Origin of the sequence: Bacillus sp. EAC (assembly GCF_002156875.1) — a bacterium.
GTDB lineage: Bacteria > Bacillota > Bacilli > Bacillales > Bacillaceae_G > Gottfriedia.
The window spans coordinates 382,756-402,351 of sequence record NZ_NCSY01000001.1; the positions used below are offsets into that span (position 1 = coordinate 382,756).

The window sequence follows — 19,596 nt, forward strand, 5'->3', positions numbered from 1 at the left end:
TTACCTCGTATTTATCCAGTAATTAGAAGATTATTACTGGCCATTAATCATGGTACTATTGGTTTTATAAAGTTTTTTATTTTTAATTAATTCCTTTTAATAAACTTGCCATCATTCGACAAAAAAACCCATTCCAAAAATGCTGGAATAGGTTTTTTCTTAATTATTTTCTTCTTTTTTGTAACGAATAATCGTTTTAATCTCACCTGCATCATCTGTATCCATAATAAATGAGCCGTTACTATACTGGTCACTATTTCGTAAACCATTTGGATCGACCATCTCAAATTGACCAGATTTGCTTAATATTGCAAACATATCATTCTCATTTATCGAATACACACCAATCAATAAATGAGCATTTGTTTTTAAGTCTCTTAATACTTTTACTCCTCTTGTTCCTCTTGAACTTTGAGGTATTGCATCAAGTTTCATCTTTTTAATTGCTGCTCGATGTGTCGCACAGAAGATTTCTTTCACACCCTCATTTACAACATCAGCAGATACTACGAAATCATTATCTTTTAGGTTGATACCTTTTACTCCACCAGCCCTTAGACCTTGAACACTTATCTCATCAACTTTAAAGAGCAGTGTGTAGCCACTACTAGTAGCTAATAGTACTCTATCCGTTTCACTTGAAACACCAGCGTAGATTAATATGTCATCGTTTTTAATCGACATGCCTACAAGTGGTTTTGAATATCGTTGAACCTTTAATTGTTGAATATTTGTTCGTTTTACAACACCATTTTTCGTAACAAATAAAATATAGTCTGTATTTTCTTCAAAATTATTCACTATTGTAGCTGACAAAATTACTTCTTCACGATCTATTGGAATGATGTTGGCAATATGTTGACCCATATCTTTCCAGCGAATTTCTTGCATCTCATGAATTGGTAAATATAAATAGTTTCCTTTTGAAGTAAATAACAGTAACGTATCTGTTGTCGTACTCTCTTTTTGGAAGATTAAACGGTCTCCTTCCTTCATGCCGTAATCTTTACCATTTGAGGCAGAATACGACCTTGGACTAGTTCGTTTAACATAGCCTTCACTTGTTACGGTAATGACTACATCTTCCTGGGCAATTATATCTTCTCTTAAAATCTTAATTTCTTCGATTTCTTTTTGAATAGCTGAACGTCTTTCATCAGCATATTTTAACTTTATCTTCTTCAAGTCTGTTTTAATAACAGTTAATAACTTTGATTCAGAATTTAAAATAGCTTGAAGTTGCTCAATTTTTTTATTCAATTCATCTGCCTCTTCTTGTAAGGCTGTAATGTCTGTATTTGTTAAACGGTAAAGTTGTAACATAACAATTGCTTCAGCTTGTAGTTCAGTAAAACTATATTGAACAATTAATTTATCTTTCGCATCTCGTTTATCATTTGCCGAACGAATTGTAGAAATCACTTGATCTAAAATCGACAGTGCCTTCATTAAACCTTCTACTACATGTTGACGGGCTTGTGCTTTTTTCAACTCGTACTTTGAACGATTTGTTATGACTTCTTTTTGGTGCTCAATATATGCATCTAGGATTGCTGGCAAAGACATTTGTTTAGGTGTACGGTTATAAATGGCAACCATATTAAAGTTATATGGTATTTGAAGTTCTGTATTTTTATATAAAAAATTTAAAATTGCTTCATGATTTGCATCTTTTTTCAATTCAATTACAATACGTAAACCAGTTCGATCTGTTTCATCTCGAACTTCAGTAATACCATCCACTTTACGATCTAGTCGTACTTCATCCATTTTTTTAACCAAATTTGCTTTGTTTACTTCGGCTGGAATTTCTGTAATGATTAACGCTTGTTTTCCACCACGTAATTCCTCAGTATGAACACGGCTTCGAATAATAATTTTACCTTTACCAGTTTCATACGCTTTTTTAATTCCATCAACACCTTGTATAATGCCACCTGTTGCAAAGTCTGGTCCATGAATGACAGTCATTAAATCATCAACCGAACAATTTTTATTTTCTATTCTCATAATGGTTGCATCAATCACTTCACCAAGATGATGTGATGGTATGTCAGTAGCATAACCTGCAGAAATACCAGTACTTCCATTTACTAATAAATTTGGAAACATTGACGGTAAAACAACCGGTTCCATACTTGTATCATCAAAGTTAGGTACAAATTCAACCGTTTCTTTATCAATATCACGTAATAACTCACTAGCAATTGCAGATAATCTAGCCTCTGTATAACGCATTGCAGCTGGAGGATCTCCATCTATACTACCGTTATTTCCGTGCATTTGTACTAAAACATTTCGTAATTTCCAATCCTGACTTAAACGAACCATCGCATCATAAACAGATGTATCACCATGAGGATGATAGTTACCGATTACGTTACCGACTGTTTTTGCTGATTTACGATATGGTTTATCCTGTGTATTTCCTTCAAAATACATTGAATATAATATACGTCTTTGAACTGGTTTTAACCCATCTCGTGCGTCAGGTAGCGCTCGCTCTTGAATAATATACTTACTATAACGACCAAAGCGGTCACCTAATATATCTTCTAAAGGGATATTATATAGCTTTTCTGATGATTGCATCAGTTATCGCTCCCTTCTGTTTCAATCTCAACTTGTTCATTATTTAAAATTTTGTCTTCTTCATCTAGGTCAAAAACTACATTTGATTCAATCCATTTACGTCTCGGTTCAACTTTGTCACCCATTAGTGTCGTTACTCGACGATCAGCTCTTGCTGCATCATCAATCTTTACTCGAATAAGCGTTCTAGTTTCAGGATCCATTGTAGTATCCCAAAGTTGATCAGCATTCATCTCACCAAGACCTTTGTATCGTTGAATCATATAGCCTTTACCGATTTTTTTAATTGCATCCTGTAAGTCTACTTCTGACCAAGCGTATTCAATCACTTCTTTTTTACCATTGCCTTTACTAACTTTATATAAAGGTGGTAATGCAATATAAACCTTTCCTGCATCTACTAAAGGTTTCATGTAACGATAAAAGAAAGTCAAAAGTAGTACTTGAATGTGCGCTCCGTCAGTATCAGCATCAGTCATTATAACGATTTTGTCATAATTAACGTCTTCAATCTCAAAATCACTACCTACTCCTGCACCAATTGCATGAATAATCGTATTGATCTCTTCATTTTTCATAATATCCGCTAATTTAGCTTTTTCAGTGTTAATTACTTTACCTCGTAATGGCAGGATAGCTTGAAAACGACGATCACGGCCTTGTTTCGCACTACCTCCTGCAGAATCACCCTCAACTAAATAAAGTTCATTTTTTTGAGGATTACGCGATTGTGCTGGCGTAAGCTTTCCGCTCAACGATGTCTCTGAACGTTTTCTTTTTTTACCACTTCTTGCTTCTTCTCTTGCTTTCCTAGCAGCTTCTCTCGCTTGAAAAGCTTTTACTGCTTTTTTAACAAGTAACGTAGCAATATCTGGATTTTCTTCTAGGAAATAAGCTAGTTGATCTGAAACAACTGAATCAACAGCAGATCTAGCTTCACTTGTACCTAACTTTCCTTTTGTTTGTCCCTCAAATTGCAATAGTTCCTCAGGAATTCTAACAGATACAATCGCAGCTAAGCCTTCACGAATATCTGCCCCTTCAAGATTCTTATCTTTTTCTTTTAAAATATTTACTTTTCGTGCATATTCATTAAAGGCTCTAGTAAGAGCTGTTTTTGCGCCAACCTCATGTGTACCACCGTCTTTTGTTCGTACATTATTAACGAACGAAAGCATCGTTTCTGAGTAGCCGTCATTATATTGAAATGAAAATTCTACTTCGATTTTATTTTGTGTACCATCAAAGAAAACGACTGGATGTAGTGATTCTTTCTCTTCGTTTAAATAGCCTACAAACGCTTCGATACCGTTTTCATAATAAAATTCTTCATACGCATCATGACGTTCATCTTTAATTGTGATTCTTAATCCTTTTAAAAGAAATGCTGATTCCCTTAATCTTTCACACAATGTATCAAAATTAAAATTAATTGTACTAAATATTGTTGTATCTGGTTTAAAATGAATCGTCGTACCAGTTCTCTTTGTTTTCCCAATAATATCTAGTGAAGTTGCTGGTTTACCACCATTTTCGAAGCGTTGTTTAAATACTGCGCCTTCACGGTGGATCTCAACAGTTAACCATTCTGATAAAGCATTAACAACTGATGCACCTACTCCATGTAGACCACCACTTGTTTTATAGCCACCTTGTCCGAATTTACCACCTGCGTGAAGAACAGTTAATATAATTTCGGGTGTCGGTTTCCCCATTTTGTGCATACCTGTTGGCATACCACGACCGTGATCTATAACACTTAAGCTATTATCTTTATGTATAATCACATCTATTTGAGTTCCGTGACCAGCTAATGCTTCATCAACAGAATTATCTACTATTTCGTAAACTAAATGGTGTAGACCTCTACTATCTGTGCTACCAATATACATTCCTGGGCGTTTGCGAACTGCTTCTAAACCTTCCAGGACCTGTATCGCATCTTCATTATATGTTGTTTGATTCTTTGCCAACACCATATCTCCTTTCCATACTACCACTTACATAAGAACATTCGTTCCATTATAACATATAAAAAGTAAAATGATTCTTCTAATCGTTCATGTTAATGGTTTTTTCACTAACTTACAAGTCGTTAAAGAAAAAAATAGTACATTTGACCTTTTTTTAAGGGGGATTTTATTGATTTCAACGCCATTTCTAACCATATCTTAATATTCTGAATACTTCCAAGTGATGCTCCTATTAAACCTGGTACAAACATTTAGACTTTTTCAACATGATTTGGAAACCTATGGAGTGAGAGGACAGGTGAGACACTGCAAGTGAGTTTGCAAATGGTTTTTTCTCATCATCTCACATACTAATGATAATTAGTTTTCTAGGGCAGAAATCTGCTAACCAAACTTTAAATAGCACAAATGTTTACGTATGATCCTAACATTTAAAATAAAAAACTCACTGGATCCAGTGAGTTTTTACTTTATCTAGTCATGGCATGTTCTACTTTAATACAACGATCCATAATGACAGTCTTGCCATTTTCTTTTAATAATTGGTATGCTTCTTCATTTTCAATACCTAGTTGCGCAAAGAAAACATCGCAATCAATTTTTAGAAATTCTTGGGCAACAGGAAGTAAATGCTCCGGTCTTCTGAAAACATTAACAATATCTACTTTTTCTTTAATATCTAATAAACTAGGAACTGCTTTTTCACCTAGTACTGTGTCAACTGTTGGATTGACTGGAATAATCTTATATCCTGCATCTTGCATTGCCTTACTAACCATGTAAGAAGTTTTTGACGGGTCTTGAGATAATCCAACTACTGCAATCACTTTACTATTTTTTAAAATTTGTCCAATTTCATCTCTTGATGGGTATTTACTCATTTTATAATCACCCTTTCAAATTAAGTAAATAAGCGAAAAGAAAATTTTCTTTCCGCTAATTTATTCTTACAATAATCATATTTGTACTAGTGGCTTACTGTCAATTACTAGAAGCCAACGTTAATGTAGTTTCCTGTTTCTTACCTTCTCGATAAAAAGTAACTTTCAATTGATCTCCAACTTTTTTATGAGAATATAAATACTCTCTAATCTGAATTACGTCATTTACTTGTTGATCATCTAGACCTACAATTACATCTAACTGCTTTAATCCTACTTTTTCGGCTGGGGTATTTGGATCTACATGAGTAATAACTGCACCTTTTGTTACTGACCCTGGTAATTTTAATGATTCCTCAATATTATATTGTGGAATTTCTTCTAAGGATTTTAATCCAACTCCCATAACTGGGCGTGTTACTTCACCAAACTTTTCAATTTGATCTAAAGCTGGTTTAGCAATATTAATCGGGATTGCAAATCCAATACCTTCTACTGATTGCTCTGCGATTTTACTTGAATTAATTCCTATTAATTCGCCTTTAGCATTAATTAATGCCCCTCCACTATTACCTGGATTAATTGCAGCATCTGTTTGAATTACTTGAGTTTGATAATCTGCAACACCGTCTCCATCAATATCTTGTGGGATCTCACGCGCTTTACTACTTACAATACCTTGTGTAACTGTGCTTTCTAAAAAACCTAGTGGATTTCCGATTGCAATTGCAGTTTCACCAACATTAATGCTTTCAGAATCACCTAATTTTGCAAGATTCGTTACATATTTTGCATCGATTGCCACAACAGCCAAATCTAAGAGCTGATCAGTACCAACCAATTTTGCATTGATTAATTGGCCATCAGCCATTTTTACTTTAAGTTGTTTTGCACCTTCTACAACATGGTTATTTGTCGCAACTAATGCCTTGTTTCCAACTTTTTTATAAATTACACCTGAACCAGAACCTGCTTCTTGCGTTTCCATTGAAAAAGGATTTGATGATTGATAATTATTCACACCTACTACAAATTTACGAGCAGCTTGAATAGTTGCTGTTAAATCTTCTCTCGATACATTTATCACTTGTGTTGGCACAGCGTTTTCATTTGATAACTTAGAATTATCATTATTAAAATTTAATAAATTCGGTGAAACTAGTGAAATTGTAACAGCACCAATTACTGCTCCGATAAAACCAGTTAAAACGTGCGAACCACCTCTTCTACCTTTTTGATTCCTCTTATGATTATTTGGATTCTCTTGTTCATTCCATAGATCAGTTTCGTCATAATATCCCATCTTACTTGCCTCCTGATATGTAATTAGATTTGATATTAATGTAACCTTACCGTGTGTATTTACTGTGAACTTTTAAATTAATTTTTAAATTTTTTTAGAAAAAATGAAAATTCTACCCCATCTTGTTTATTATGGACGTTTATAGACGATTGATGTAAGTCAAGAATAGTTTTTACAATCGCTAATCCTAAACCAGTTCCACCGCTTTGTCGGCTTCTTGATTCATCAATTCGATAGAAACGATCCCAAATTTTATCAATCTTATCTGGAGGTATCGGATTTCCTTCATTAAAAACAGAGATGATCACTTTATCGATATCATCCTTTAATTTAATTGTTATTTCACGGTCTGGTCTACCATAATGGACAGCATTAGAAAGAATATTAATTAAAACTTGTTCAATTTTTCTTTGTTCGCCACTAACTAATGTATCCGCAACTACATTTGATTCATAAGTATAATGATTTTGATTCGCCTTAAACATTCTACTAATCACATGTTCGACACAGTCTTCAATTAAGAAAGGTTCATTTTTTAGTTTATATGTACCAGATTGTAGCTTTGATAATTCAAGCATATCAACTACTAGGTCGTTCATTCGATCAACCTCTTCTAGTATTACCTCTGCATAATAACCATTTTTCTCAACATTTAACCCGTCTTTTAATCCCTCAGCATAACTTTGTACGATACTTAGAGGAGTTTTTAGTTCATGTGAAACACCACTAATAAATTCTTTTCTTATTTGTTCTAGCTGTTTTTCTTTTTCAATATCTTTCGTTAATTTATTATTTGCTTGCTGTAAATTATCAATTGTAAGTGCTAATTTTTCAGATAAAATATTAATTGACTTTGAAAGTTCACCAATTTCATCATCAGATTGCACAGTTATTTTTTCGTTAAAATTCAATTGGGCCAATTGATTCGTAACAGAATTCATTTTCAATAACGGTTTAGTAATTACTTTTGAATAATAAAATGAGACAATGATAATTAATAATAAACCGATTATAAAAGCGTACAAATAAAAGTCTTTTAGAACATACATCGCTTCATTAACTGGTTGTAATGATGTAATCGCAAATATTACCTCATTATACTTTCCTTCTTTTTTTAATGGATAAATAAAAACTTTGTTCTCTAATCCATTTGCTTTATCTAAATAACGGTAAATTAAAGGAAAATCCTTATCTTGATATTGTGATAGATCCTCATTACTTTTAGTCCAATCAGTAATAGCAGCCATTAAGGTATTCATTTGAGCAGAATAAGTATACTGATTAGCTAAAGGTAAATGTAAATCGACAACTTTGCCTTTAATTTCAATATTAATCATATTTTCAAATCCATTTTTACTCGAGAGCTGCAATGGATTAGAGGTTGGATTTTTTTCCTCCCAAGTACCTGATTTTGTTTTTATGTACAAAGGAATAAAATAATCATCTTGTACATATCCACGTATCGAAACATTTTCATTCTCTTTAATGTTCAAAGCTAATATTTCTTCGATTTGATCTGAATACAATAAATTATTCAATGGCACATATACTTTTTTACCATTGATTGTTTGTACAGTTAAATCAAAATCATTCTCAGCTTTTATAACTCCCCTTTTATCTAAAACAGCTAATGTAGTATTATATTTCGAAAAGAATTTTGTTAATTCATTCTGAAATTGCGATTCGTTAAATCGACCTTTTTCGTATGTGTGTACAAAGCCTGTTAACATATCAGTTACGATATCAACCTTCTTTTTTGTATAAAAGGTTTGTAAAAAAATAGATTGCCCAACAAACACTATGAGTAAAAAAATTATAAGTAATCCAGTAATTGATAAAAAAAGTTTTCTTACAATACTCTTTTTCATGTTTTACTCCTCAAATTTATACCCTACACGTATAACAGTTGTAATATGTTTTGATTTTTCTCCTAACTTGTGTCGGAGTTTTTTTATATGAGTATCGACTGTCCTTCCATCGCCAAAATAATCATATCCCCAAATATTATTTAATAGTTGATCTCTAGTTAACACAATTCCTTTGTTTTCAATTAAATATTGTAATAACTCAAATTCTTTATGTGTTAATTGAAGTTCTTCACCATTGACATCCGCTGTACGCGAAGAAAAATTGATGGTAATCCCACAGATGGTTTTTGAGTCAGTTTCATCTTCTTTATTATCTAAAGTCCTTCTAAGAACACTTTTTGCTTTAGCAACAAGAATTTTTGGACTAAATGGTTTTGTAACGTATTCATCTGTTCCTAGTTCAAAACCTAGTAACTGATCCTCTTCTTCAGAACGAGCTGTAATCATAATGATTGGGACGTCAGATTTCTCTCTTATAAGTTTACATACTTCCCATCCATCCATTTTTGGGAGCATAAGGTCTAAAATGATTAAATCTACTACATTTTCATTAAACTTTTTAAACCCTTCAACTCCATCTGCAGCTTCTATAACGGTGAAGTCATCATTTTCAAAATATTCTTTTACAATTTCTCTAAGCCTTGTTTCATCTTCTATTAATAAAACTGTTGAGCTCATAAAATTTCCCTCTCACCTTTACTTTTGAGATATATTACCATTTTATCATAATTAAATACACAATTATGGTTTCACTCTTATTAAAAGAATTAACGATGGATCAATACAATCTATTTATTCATTTAAAATTGTGATAAAATTGAGGGATAATGCACTTATCTATTATAGTTTGAAAAGGAGCTAGACAATGAGCTTGTTCGTAATTGTACTTGCCTATTTAATAGGCTCAATCCCATTTGGACTAGTTGTTGGGAAGTTTTTCTACGGAGTGGATATACGTCAACACGGAAGTGGTAACCTTGGCGGAACAAATACATTTCGTACACTAGGCAAAAAAGCAGGGATTATTGTAACGCTTGGTGATATCTTAAAAGGTACTTTAGCCGCTGCACTTCCATTACTATTTCACTACCACGGAATAAATCCATTGATCGTCGGATTATTTGCAGTAATAGGGCATATGTATCCAATATTTGCAGGCTTCAGAGGTGGAAAAGCTGTCGCAACATCAGGTGGATTATTATTGTATGCATCACCTATTTTATTTGTAGTTTTAGTGTTATGCTTCATTCTTTGTTTAAAATTCTCTAGATTTGTTTCACTCTCATCAATGATAACCGCCTTAGTCGGAACGATTGGTGCATACCTTATGGGTGATAAAATCTTATTTATTATTATGATTGTTTTGGCAGTATTTGTTGTCTATCGTCATCGTGCGAATATTTCAAGAATCTTAAATAAGACAGAGCCAAAAGTAAATTTCTTAAGTAAGAAAGATTAAGTCATCTCATTCATTATTACAAATGCTCCCTCTTTAATGAGTTTCTATTCTAATGATAGAAACTCATTAAAGAGGGTTTTTGTATTTTATTCTTTGGAAATAAGTACATGTGTAATCATGATAAATTTTGTATATTCTATACGAATGAAAGGTTATTATGCAGATTCATTAGGAGGCTTTAATGAAATATCACCCGTTTGTTTACTTTTTAGTATTAAAATGGTGTTCATTCGGTTTTGAATTATTTTTCGGTATGCCTTCATTTGGACGTTTTTTAGTCGTTATTTCTGCAAATATTCTTCCAATTCTATTAGGTATTGTATACATCTTCACGTTAATACTTGCTAGGAATCACGGTCAATATACGATCGGTTCAATCGCTGGATTAATTACTCTTGTCATTGAATACATTTCTCCATTAGCGTGGATTATGCATTTAATTACTGCTTTAATTCTACTTGTAGAAAGTGTTCAAGCAACATTTGTATTTAAAGAGAAAGAATTCCTTGTAGAAGATGAAGCAATTCTAGTAGAAGCCTAAAAAAGAACAGGGTGTTAGGGAATACCCTTTTTCCCCTGTTCTTTTTTCAAATTCACTTCTTTTTATTCCACACTTAACGCATTTTCATATGCTTCGTACCAATCTGGAAACATCTTTTTAAATTTGATTGGTCTAAAAGTTTCCTTTGAAACTAGAACATGTGTTGAATTACCAATACAGCAAATGTCCCCTTCTTCATTTACGATTTCATATTCGTAAATCACCTTTAATGGACTAAGTGATTTTATTTTCGTTTTTACTTTAGCTGTTTGACCATAACGTAAACTTTTTTTGTATGAAACATTTAAGTCAATTACTGGAGATATAACCCCCACAGATTCCATTTCAGCATAATTAAATCCAAGATCTTTAATTAGTTGAGTTCTACCAATCTCGAACCAAACTAAATAATTCGCATGATAAACTACACCCATCGCATCCGTTTCTGCATATCGTACTTCAACTAATTTTTCTGAAATAAACAAATAACTCACCCCATATTCTTCTAAGTCTACTTTACCAAAAAATGAATTATTGTTCTATTTTTTAACCTATCTTTAATGTTATAATTATCTTATATTAAGACTCCTTTAATACATAATCGATATTTTAAATAATCCGCTCACTTTTTCGTGGATAGACCTCATGGCTAGTTCACACTTACTCATGGGGTCTACCTCCGACGGTATTTTATTACGAGTCTTGTGGAATCCATTTAAAATCATTCTTTTATAAAAACTAATTTTTGCTATTACTGTGTTTATACTTAAAGTTTAGGAGGCAGTTTGATTGAAAGTTTTATTAGGATCTATCCTTATTATCCTTCTGTTACTATTCGGAATCTGGCTTATCATTTCACCTGGATTTGAAAAAATCGGTGAAAAATCATCAAAAATAAAAAATATCTTGAAGGACGAGGAGAAAAAAAATAATGGACATTCAACCGATTGAAAAAAAGAAATCATTCTTTACTCGCAAAGTAATTGGAGGAATCATCGCAGGCGTTGCCCTTCTGTCCGCAGTTGCAATTCCTGCTTTATTTATTGAAAAAATTACACCTGGTTATGTAGGTGTTGTATACTCTCCAAATGGTGGTATACAAAAAAACACCTTATCACAAGGATGGAATTTTGTTGGTTTATTTGATAAAGTAACTGAATATCCAATTCGTTTAAGAACTGTTGAATACAAAGATGTTGCTCTTGCAACTTCAGATGGTAAACGAATTGAAATGGATTTATCATATACTTACAAAATTGATCCTTCCGAAGTAGTATCCATGTTTAATGAGTTTGGTCCAATCGCGATTGAAGAAATCGAAGATACTTACTTAAAGAAACGTTTACAAGATGCTGCAAGAATTGCGGTTTCAAAATATACAGTTTTACAATTATATGGTGAAAAATCGAGTAACGCTTCTGCTGATATCGAATTATTGTATAAAGATGATGTTAAACAGCTTGGTTTCTTTGTAGAAAATTTAACACTAGGTACTCCAAAACCTGATACGAAAACGCAAGAAGCAATTGATGCTCGTGTCCAAGCTGCACAAGAAAATGATCGAAAAAAGATCGAACTTGAAACAGCAAGAATAGATGCTGAAAAGAAAAAAGTTGAAGCACAAGCAGATGCTGATTCACAACTTATTCGTGCACAAGGTCAAGCAAAATCAAATAAAGTTCTTCAACAGTCTTTAACGAAGGAACTAATAGAATACAAAAAAGCTGAAAAATGGGATGGCAAACTTCCAACAGTGTCTGGTAGTGATGCAAATATAATCCAGTTTCCTCTTGAACAAAGTGTTAATAAGGAAACAAAAAAATAAAGTAAACTCAAAAACCTGGTCCATGACCAGGTTTTTCTTTATTTAAACCTTTTACCTTGTTTTTCAACCCCCTCTTCTATTCCTAATTATTTGGCATATATTTTATATTGACGAATACTAATCATTAGCGCAGGAGGAGATAGATTTCATGCAAATTCATGTTGTGAAAAGCGGAGAAACAGTAATGAGTATTGCGGATTTTTATGGAGTTGAACGGCAAGCGCTAATTACTGCAAATGATTTATCCGCTCCATATAAAATCATTAAAGGGCAAGCTTTAGTAGTTCCTACTACAGGAAATGAATATTTTGTTCAGCCAGGAGATAATTTATATGAGCTTGGATTGACCTATGGTGTTCCATCAAATCAAATTGCAACTCATAGCGGTATTAGTGCGTATGCAACTTTGAATGTAGGACAAAAATTACATTTACCTCCAAGGAAGAAACGAAATGTTGAGTCAATTGGATATTTACAACCTACATCTAATCCAATCAGACCTGCTTTAGAGGAGTCAGCTCGAAACGAAAGTAAATTCTTAACGTATTTAGCTCACTTTAGCTTTGATGCAAAGAGAGACGGAACATTGACTGAACCACCAATTGGAAATATCCCTCAAATTGCTAAAGACAATCGATGTATCTATATGATGGTCGTTTCGAATCTTGAGAATGGCAACTTTTCAACAAGCCTTACAACTGATATTTTACAAAGTCCAGCAGTTCAAGATCAACTAATTAATAATATAATTGCTACAGCAAATAAATATGGTTTTAGAGAAGTTAATATTGATTTTGAAGATATTGCAGCAAAGGATCGTGTCGCTTATATTAATTTTTTAAGTAAATTGAAATCAAGACTACCACAAGGATTCATCTTAAGTGCGACTTTGGTACCTAAGACTAGTTCAACCCAAAAAGGAAGATATTACGAAGCTCATGATTATGCTGGAATAGGAAAAGTTGTCGACTTCGTTGTTATTATGACATATGACTGGGGTTGGCAAGGTGGTCCACCTATGGCAGTATCCCCAATTGATCAAGTACGTAAAGTTATCAATTACGCAAAGTCCGTTATACCTCCATCTAAAATTATGATGGGGCAAAATTTATATGGTTTTGATTGGAAAGTCCCATTTAAACAAGGAACAATGGCAAAGGCACTAAGTGCACAAGCAGCAACCAATCTAGCTATTCAAATGACAAATGAAATACTATATGATACGAAAGCGAAAGCTCCACATTACCGTTATACTGAGTCTAATGGGCAAAAACATGAAGTTTGGTTTGAGGATGCTAGATCAATTCAAGCAAAATTTAACTTAATAAAAGAAACACATATTCGAGGAATTTCGTATTGGAAGTTAGGTTTGCCATTTATTCAGAATTGGGAATTGCTTCAGGCTAATTTTAATATTGTTAAAAGAGGATAAAGAATAGCTAGGTATTAATGAGAGAACTCATGATACCTAGCTATTTTTTATTTATTCAATCATTTGCATCGTTAAAAGCTTGTTCGTCCTTTAATTCACTTTGTAAAGCTTCTAAAGCTTCTTCTCGACGTTCATTTTTTGCCAGGACATTTTGTCGGTCTTGTTCATTGCCAAATTTCATAGAAGCTTCTGCTTCCTTCATATTTTCTCTTGTTTGATCAATTGTATTTTGAATTTTACTAGCGTTATCACTACGATCATCAGGATTTGGCTTCCATTCCATTATTTATCACTCCAATTCAAGTTTTCAATTAGATTTTAGCCATTATCAACAATAGGTTGTTTTCCAGTAGGATCCTTATACTGCATTTGTTTCCCTTTATTACCACCTGCAGCCTTATTTTGAGTTCCTAGATGGTTCGGAACAAAATCTTTCGGATGTTTTTTAGGATTACCCATTTTAATCGCCTCCTCGTGATAGTATGAGTTTTGTTGCTTGAAATATGTAAATGAACATAAAATAATTAGTAATATTTTTTGCGACCAAATTAAAAATAGAGAAGGAAATTTTATCCTTCTCTACTTATATAAAATACATATTATTCAGCTTTTGCTTTTTTCTCTAAACGTTCTTCAAGACGATCATATATCTTATCTAATGCAGCTTGATCATTTAATAGAGAATTTTTATTTTCTAAAATTAATTCTTGGAACGACTTATGTCTTTTTTTTCTCAAAACAATCACCTCTTCTATTTTTTGTTAGTATTGCCAAAAAATAGAGTTTTCTTACATTTTAGTTAATTGTTTTTACTTACTTCAAAAAATCATTTAACTGCTTCTCATTTAAAGGCCCAATTTGTTTATATACCACTTCGCCATTAGGATTTATAAAAAATGTAGTAGGTATCGAAATAACGCCATATTTGCGGAAATTATTACCGTTTTCATCAAGTAAAATTTTGTATTTCATATTGTTTTTAGACACAAAATTTTTCACGAAATCAAGATCCTTCTTTTCACCAATATAGTCTGCTACACCTAAAATCACAACATCTTTACTATGCTTTTCGTGAAATTTTTCTAATGCAGGTATTTCATCCTGACAAGGTGGACACCATGTTGCCCAAAAATTAAGGATTATTTTTTTTCCTTTATACTCAGATAAATTCACATTTTTTTGTTCTAATGTCATCAATTTAATATCTGGTGCCTGTTGCCCAACTTGAACACCCATCTTTTGAATGGAAGCAATATACGAATCATTCTTATTACTCACAATTTTTTCTTCGTGTTTCTTTTCATATAATTGAAAAATTGAATAACCTAAAGCTACTACTAGTAATAGCATTGGTATTATTTTTTTCATAAAATCACCCTTTTAATGAACTAACTCTATTTAACCATAAATAAATAAAAAATCAAAATTGGAAATTACTCCCTTAGTTATTCTATTTAGGCTATTTTCGTATATATTGTTGTTATTTCAGTATGCATATAAGTGTTGATTTCCACTCCTGAATACTTGTTTCCATGGCGCGTGAGCTGAGCCTCCTTGGCCCACACGATGTGGGTCATGCATGCGTCGTGGCATTAGCATGCCTATCTTTTTGACCACTGTGTGGCCTCAGACTTCCCGCATTTCAACAGGTTTTGAGCATCCTTTAAGTTCCAATCGACTACTGTCTAAAAATTTACAGTACCAAAAAACAACAATTCTAAAAAAAAGATCATTCTTTTAATGTCAGTTCAGCTTATAAAAAACAGTTAAGAATAAACTTTTAATAAAATCAACATTGTTAACTAACAGAGACTAACTTAAGAGACTCCTGTGGAAGTATTGGGACAGGTGAGATCATATTGATGTGAATTAGCGAAAGGAGGCTCTGCGCGCACCCCACTAAAAGCTAGATGCCTTGAATGGAAATCAACTAAGAAACCTGTTAATTTTCAATTAATTTTACGGAAACAAACAGATAAAAAAGCACAGTCCAAAAGGACTGTGCTTAAAAAATTGATTAATGTTTAACTTTTGAATCAGCTAATTTTTCACGTAATACCATTTGAAGAATACCACCATGACGGTAATAATCGATTTCAACTTCACTATCGAATCGAGCAACTACTTCAAATTCTACAGTTGAACCATCTTCTTTAGTAGCAGTTACTTTAACTAAATCACGAGGTTTAACATTTTCATCGACTTTAACTGCGAAAATTTCTTTACCAGTTAATCCGAATCTTTCAGCGTTTTCTCCATCTTTAAATTGAAGTGGTAATACACCCATTAACACTAAGTTACTGCGGTGAATACGTTCAAAGCTCTCAGCTAAAACTGTTTTAATTCCAAGTAGGTTAGTTCCTTTTGCTGCCCAGTCACGAGAACTTCCCATACCATAGTCATTTCCAGCTAAAATCATTAAGCCAGTTCCATCTTCTTTATAACGCATAGCAGCATCATAAATTGACATCACTTCATTAGTTGGCCAATAAGTTGTAACTCCGCCTTCAGTTCCTGGAGCAATTTGGTTACGAATACGGATGTTAGCAAATGTACCGCGCATCATAACATCATGATTTCCACGACGTGAACCATAAGAGTTAAAGTCAATCGGATTTACACCTTTACTTTGTAGGTATAAGCCTGCAGGAGTTGTTTTACCAATTGATCCCGCTGGTGAGATGTGATCAGTTGTTACTGAATCTCCAAATTTACCAATGATTTTTAAACCTGATAATGGTTTAACTTCACCTGGTTCTTTTGATAAGCCTTCAAAGAATGGTGGGTTTGCAATATAAGTTGATTCGCTATCCCATTTGTATAATGAATCATCTGTTGTTTGAATTTCATTCCAACGTTTGTTGTCTTCGAATACTCTTTCATATTCTTTTTTGAATAATTCTGGAGTTACAGTTGAAGCAACAACTTCTTGAACTTCTTGTGAAGTTGGCCAAATATCCTTTAAGAATACATCTTGACCATCTTTATCTTGACCAATTGGTTCTACTGCGAAATCGATATTTACATTTCCAGCTAAAGCATAAGCAACTACTAATGGTGGTGATGCTAAGTAGTTACCTTTTACTTGTGGATGAATACGTCCTTCAAAGTTACGGTTACCAGAAAGTACTGATGTTACTAACATATCATTTTCAGCAATTGCTTCTTCCATTTCAGGTGCTAGTGGTCCTGAGTTACCGATACATGTAGTACAACCATAACCAACAATATTGAAACCTAATTCATTCAAGAATGGAATTAATCCAGCTTCTTGTAAATAACCACTAACTACTTTTGATCCCGGAGCTAATGATGTTTTTACATAAGCAGGAACTGTTAGTCCTTTTTCAACAGCTTTTTTAGCTACTAAACCAGCACCTAACATTACGTATGGGTTTGAAGTATTTGTACAACTTGTAATAGCTGCAATTGCTACTGCACCAGTTTTAAAAGTTGTCTCTGTACCATTTTCAAATTTAACATTTACTTCTTTATCTAATGCTTCTTTTGTTAATCCGAAGCCAGCATTTCCCATTGGAGCAGAAACTGCATCTTGGAATGCTTTTTTCATTTCAGATAATGGAATTAAATCTTGTGGACGCTTTGGACCAGAAAGATTTGACTCAATTTCTGAAAGATTGATTTCTACTAAATCAGTAAATGTTGGATCTTCTAGATCAGCTGTATAGAATAAGTCATTAGCTTTGCAGTATGCTTCAACTAATTGAATTTGCTCTTCAGAACGTCCTGTTAAACGCAAGTAGTTTAATGCTTCACCATCAACTGGGAAGAAACCACAAGTAGCACCGTACTCAGGAGCCATGTTTGCAATTGTTGCACGGTCAGCTAATGGCATGCTTTGTAATCCTGGTCCAAAGAATTCAACGAATTTATTAACAACGCCTTTTTTACGTAATACTTCAGTAACTTTTAATGCTACGTCAGTTGCAGTAATTCCGCCTGGTAAAGAACCAGTTAATTTAACACCGATTACTTCTGGTACAGGGAAATATGATGGTTGGCCTAACATTCCTGCTTCAGCTTCGATACCACCTACACCCCAACCTAATACACCAATACCATTGATCATTGTTGTATGAGAGTCAGTTCCTACTAATGTATCTGGGAAAGCAATAATCTCTCCATCTTCTGTAACATTCGCATGAACAACATTAGCTAAGTATTCTAAGTTTACTTGGTGAACGATACCAGTTGCTGGTGGCACTGCACGATAGTTATTAAATGCTTTTTGAGCCCAGCTTAAGAATTGGTAGCGCTCTCCATTTCGAGAAAATTCAAGATCCATATTGAAATCTAAAGAATCTAAAGTACCTGCTTTATCTACCATTACTGAGTGGTCAATAACTAGATCTACAGGAATTTCAGGATTAATTACTTCAGGATCTCCGCCTAAATCTGCCATAGCTTTACGTAAAGATGCTAAATCTACAACGGCTGGAACACCTGTAAAGTCTTGTAATATTACACGTGAAGGTTTAAATGGAACATCAACATCTTGTAATCCATCTGTTCCCCATTTTGCTAAATTTTCAACATGTTCTTTTTTAATAACTCTTCCATCAACTTGACGAAGAACCGATTCTAATAATACCTTAATTGAATATGGTAATTTAGCGATTTTTGCTACGCCAGCTTCTTCAATTGCTTTTAAGCGATAATAATGATAAGTTTTACCGTTCGCAGAAAACGTCGAACGAGATTGAAAAACGTCATTTTTCCCCATGTTTCTTCCCCCTATTAAGCAAAAAATGTCTGAATTTTGTTATATATCCAAACTTTTCAATACCTTACAATAATATCTTATTACAATGTATATCATAAGTAAATAACAAGTAACTTATCATTTCTAATAAGTAAAACTTATGACTATATTTTGTCATTAAATATTTTCGAGTATTCATTGCAATTAAGGAAATACTAACCAAAGTAAAAAGGAGGGAAAATAATGTCTAAACGTAAAAACAATGTTGGAAGTGGCATGTCCGCATCAATTGAGCAAGGGAAAGCTGCAGGATTTAAAGAAGAAATAGCACAGGAAGAGCTTACAGCTGAATATAAACAAAATAATAAGAAAACGAAAAAAAGACAATAGCAAATAAAAAAGCAAGCAATTTGAACGAAATTGCTTGCTTTTACAGCTACTAATTTAACGTTTGTCATCTTTACGTTTTGATAAAAATCTTTTATCAATTGATGATGGTGGCATCAAATAGATGATATCCCCAGTTCTTTTGGATTCTTGATCCACATTACTTTTTCTACGATTATAATAAAGGAAAAAATTAATTACGTTTTTTTGTCTCCTATTATATTGCATTTTTTTAATCAAAAAATAGAGTATGATAATACCCGAATATATGAGACAAATAGTAAGAACTTGCATAATCAGTCTCCTCTTTCATTTTGACTATTACTTAGTATTGGTCAATTTACTTGTTTCATACATAAAAAGAGTCAGACAAAATAATTTTATGACTTGTAGTCTATTAATTTTGAATAATTTGTATGACACTATATGTTAATTTTTAGCTGTTTTCATAAACATTGTTGTTATATATTAAAGGATTGTTTCCGCCACTCCCACAGGAGTCTACAACTTCTGTACCAACTAATCTTTAATAACATGTTTTAATAAAACAATAAAAAACAACAAATCTATTAGAAAATAGCATTATTTAATTATTTGATTTTAGAATTTTAT

18 protein-coding genes are annotated in these 19,596 nt (G+C 32.9%); 6 read left to right on the forward strand and 12 right to left on the reverse strand.

Annotation, left to right across the window (positions count from 1 at the left end; genetic code table 11):
• Positions 1–159 precede the first annotated feature (159 nt).
• The 6 genes from parC to B7R65_RS01720 all read right to left on the reverse strand — a co-directional run bounded on the left by parC (position 160) and on the right by B7R65_RS01720 (position 9,295).
• On the reverse strand, positions 160–2,592 hold the full coding sequence (gene parC, locus B7R65_RS01695; protein ID WP_088041018.1) for a DNA topoisomerase IV subunit A: 2,433 nt from the start codon (positions 2,590–2,592) through the stop codon (positions 160–162).
• Positions 2,592–4,565, reverse strand: a complete 1,974-nt coding sequence (gene parE, locus B7R65_RS01700; protein WP_088041019.1) for a DNA topoisomerase IV subunit B — start codon at positions 4,563–4,565, stop codon at positions 2,592–2,594. Before parE ends, parC begins: the two co-directional genes overlap by 1 nt.
• A gap of 470 nt (positions 4,566–5,035) precedes the next feature.
• Complete coding sequence (locus B7R65_RS01705) at positions 5,036–5,446, reverse strand: CoA-binding protein (RefSeq protein ID WP_088041020.1); 411 nt, start codon at positions 5,444–5,446, stop codon at positions 5,036–5,038.
• 100 nt (positions 5,447–5,546) lie between these two features.
• The gene (locus B7R65_RS01710) at positions 5,547–6,749 is read right to left on the reverse strand and encodes a S1C family serine protease (RefSeq protein ID WP_088041021.1); all 1,203 of its coding nucleotides are present in this window, start codon (positions 6,747–6,749) and stop codon (positions 5,547–5,549) included.
• A gap of 77 nt (positions 6,750–6,826) precedes the next feature.
• Complete coding sequence (locus tag B7R65_RS01715) at positions 6,827–8,617, reverse strand: sensor histidine kinase (protein WP_088041022.1); 1,791 nt, start codon at positions 8,615–8,617, stop codon at positions 6,827–6,829.
• Between the two features lie 3 nt (positions 8,618–8,620).
• Entirely contained in the window at positions 8,621–9,295 is a 675-nt protein-coding gene (locus tag B7R65_RS01720) for a response regulator transcription factor (protein ID WP_088041023.1), read from the reverse strand.
• A 187-nt stretch (positions 9,296–9,482) separates the two neighbouring features.
• On the opposite strand from B7R65_RS01720, the gene plsY reads away from it, so the two are divergent.
• Positions 9,483–10,076: a glycerol-3-phosphate 1-O-acyltransferase PlsY gene (gene plsY, locus B7R65_RS01725; RefSeq protein WP_088041024.1), complete on the forward strand. Its 594-nt coding sequence runs from the start codon at positions 9,483–9,485 to the stop codon at positions 10,074–10,076.
• A gap of 181 nt (positions 10,077–10,257) precedes the next feature.
• Positions 10,258–10,617, forward strand: a complete 360-nt coding sequence (locus B7R65_RS01730) for a hypothetical protein (protein ID WP_088041025.1) — start codon at positions 10,258–10,260, stop codon at positions 10,615–10,617.
• Positions 10,618–10,679: 62 nt separating this feature from the next.
• Here B7R65_RS01730 and B7R65_RS01735 read toward each other — a convergent pair whose 3' ends face one another.
• The gene (locus B7R65_RS01735; RefSeq protein WP_088041026.1) at positions 10,680–11,102 is read right to left on the reverse strand and encodes an acyl-CoA thioesterase; all 423 of its coding nucleotides are present in this window, start codon (positions 11,100–11,102) and stop codon (positions 10,680–10,682) included.
• A gap of 304 nt (positions 11,103–11,406) precedes the next feature.
• Here B7R65_RS01735 and B7R65_RS21185 point away from each other — a divergent pair, with 304 nt between their 5' ends.
• The 3 genes from B7R65_RS21185 (at position 11,407) to B7R65_RS01745 (ending at position 13,874) form a co-directional block, all read left to right on the forward strand.
• The gene (locus B7R65_RS21185) at positions 11,407–11,568 is read left to right on the forward strand and encodes a hypothetical protein (protein WP_179194733.1); all 162 of its coding nucleotides are present in this window, start codon (positions 11,407–11,409) and stop codon (positions 11,566–11,568) included.
• On the forward strand, positions 11,549–12,442 hold the full coding sequence (locus B7R65_RS01740) for a prohibitin family protein (protein ID WP_088041027.1): 894 nt from the start codon (positions 11,549–11,551) through the stop codon (positions 12,440–12,442). The genes B7R65_RS21185 and B7R65_RS01740 overlap by 20 nt, the downstream gene beginning before the upstream one ends.
• A gap of 148 nt (positions 12,443–12,590) precedes the next feature.
• On the forward strand, positions 12,591–13,874 hold the full coding sequence (locus B7R65_RS01745) for a glycosyl hydrolase family 18 protein (protein WP_088041028.1): 1,284 nt from the start codon (positions 12,591–12,593) through the stop codon (positions 13,872–13,874).
• A gap of 55 nt (positions 13,875–13,929) precedes the next feature.
• Here B7R65_RS01745 and tlp read toward each other — a convergent pair whose 3' ends face one another.
• The 5 genes from tlp to acnA all read right to left on the reverse strand — a co-directional run bounded on the left by tlp (position 13,930) and on the right by acnA (position 18,618).
• Entirely contained in the window at positions 13,930–14,157 is a 228-nt protein-coding gene (gene tlp, locus B7R65_RS01750) for a small acid-soluble spore protein Tlp (RefSeq protein WP_179194734.1), read from the reverse strand.
• A 35-nt stretch (positions 14,158–14,192) separates the two neighbouring features.
• Positions 14,193–14,333: an acid-soluble spore protein N gene (locus B7R65_RS01755; RefSeq protein WP_088041030.1), complete on the reverse strand. Its 141-nt coding sequence runs from the start codon at positions 14,331–14,333 to the stop codon at positions 14,193–14,195.
• Positions 14,334–14,473: 140 nt separating this feature from the next.
• Complete coding sequence (locus B7R65_RS01760; protein WP_088041031.1) at positions 14,474–14,611, reverse strand: FbpB family small basic protein; 138 nt, start codon at positions 14,609–14,611, stop codon at positions 14,474–14,476.
• Between the two features lie 76 nt (positions 14,612–14,687).
• The gene (locus B7R65_RS01765; RefSeq protein WP_088041032.1) at positions 14,688–15,242 is read right to left on the reverse strand and encodes a TlpA family protein disulfide reductase; all 555 of its coding nucleotides are present in this window, start codon (positions 15,240–15,242) and stop codon (positions 14,688–14,690) included.
• Positions 15,243–15,891: 649 nt separating this feature from the next.
• Positions 15,892–18,618 carry an aconitate hydratase AcnA gene (gene acnA, locus B7R65_RS01770; RefSeq protein WP_088041033.1) on the reverse strand — a complete coding sequence of 909 codons (2,727 nt, stop codon included), beginning with the start codon at positions 18,616–18,618 and terminating at the stop codon, positions 15,892–15,894.
• Positions 18,619–18,840: 222 nt separating this feature from the next.
• On the opposite strand from acnA, the gene sspO reads away from it, so the two are divergent.
• Positions 18,841–18,987, forward strand: coding sequence for a small acid-soluble spore protein O (sspO, locus tag B7R65_RS01775; RefSeq protein WP_088041034.1), 147 nt, complete (start codon positions 18,841–18,843; stop codon positions 18,985–18,987).
• Positions 18,988–19,596 lie beyond the last annotated feature (609 nt).